The organism is Oleiphilus sp. HI0067 (assembly GCF_001635735.1).
The window spans coordinates 1-1202 of the sequence record NZ_LWFI01001613.1 but is presented as its reverse complement, the minus strand read 5'-3'; the positions used below and the strand labels follow the sequence as shown (position 1 = coordinate 1202).

Genomic DNA, 1202 nt, shown 5'->3' with positions numbered 1-1202 from the left:
TGTCATTCCGCATCTTTTAATAATGGCATGTCTAACGGCATGCATTGCGGTAATGGAAGTCAGTCTGTTTCGTTTCTTGGGCGAGCTCGTCGACCTACTAACGGCAAGCACACCGGCTACTCTCTGGGAAGAACACTCTTCTACTCTAACGGGATATGGCGTCATTGTTCTTTTGGTTTTACCGATCACCGTTCTTCTTCACTCTAGCGTGATTCATCAAGCCTTGCTTGGCAACTATCCTATGCGCATTCGTTGGAATGCACACCGCTATTTGCTTGGACAAAGCCTTGGCTTTTTCCAAGATGAGTTTGCTGGACGAATTGCCACAAAAGTCATGCAGACAGCGTTATCCGTGCGGGAAGCTGTGATGAAGATGCTCGATGTCTTGCTCTATGTAAGCGTTTATTTTATTGGCATGGTCAGTGTGCTCGCCATGAATGACCCGACGCTAAGCATCCCTCTTTTACTTTGGTTTGCTTCATATGTTGGAGTACTTTGCCTGTTTATTCCGCAACTAAGACAAATTTCTACCTTACAGGCTGATGCTCGCTCTGCCATGACCGGCAGCATCGTTGATACCTACACTAATATTTCAACGGTTAAGCTATTCAGCCATTCAAACCGCGAGGCTGACTATGCACGCGAATCGATGGATGGTTTTCTTCAAACCGTTTACCCACAGATGCGTTTAGTCACCAAGCTAAATGTCAGCGTATGGTTCCTGAATTCACTGCTGCTGTTTTCGGTAGCGACCTTATCCATTTATCTTTGGTCCGTTGATGCGGTGAGCACAGGTGCGATTGCAGTGGCCATTGGTTTAGCCTTGCGTTTGAACGGCATGTCGCAGTGGATTATGTGGGAAGTGTCGGCATTGTTTGAGAATATCGGATCGGTGCAAGACGGCATCAATACCATCTCACAGCCCAAACTAATTCAAGATAAAAACAATGCAAACGCGCTTGCGATGGCTAAGGGCCAAATTGACTTTAATCAGGTCAGTTTTGAATACAATGCCGGTGAATCAGTGCTTAAAGATTTATCTCTGCGAATTAAAGCGGGAGAGAAAATCGGACTGGTAGGCCGTTCTGGTGCTGGGAAATCAACACTCATCAATCTTCTGCTGCGTTTTCACGATATTCAGAAAGGCGAAATTCTTGTCGATGGGCAAAACGTTAGTGCGGTTCAACAAGAAAGCCTTAGGG

At 46.0% G+C, this 1202-nt stretch carries 1 protein-coding gene; it reads left to right on the top strand.

Translation table 11 applies throughout. The features are described from left to right. Positions 1–22: 22 nt before the first annotated feature. A partial coding sequence (locus A3739_RS26140) for an ABC transporter ATP-binding protein (protein WP_231877152.1) occupies positions 23–1202 on the top strand: 1180 nt, incomplete at its 3' end.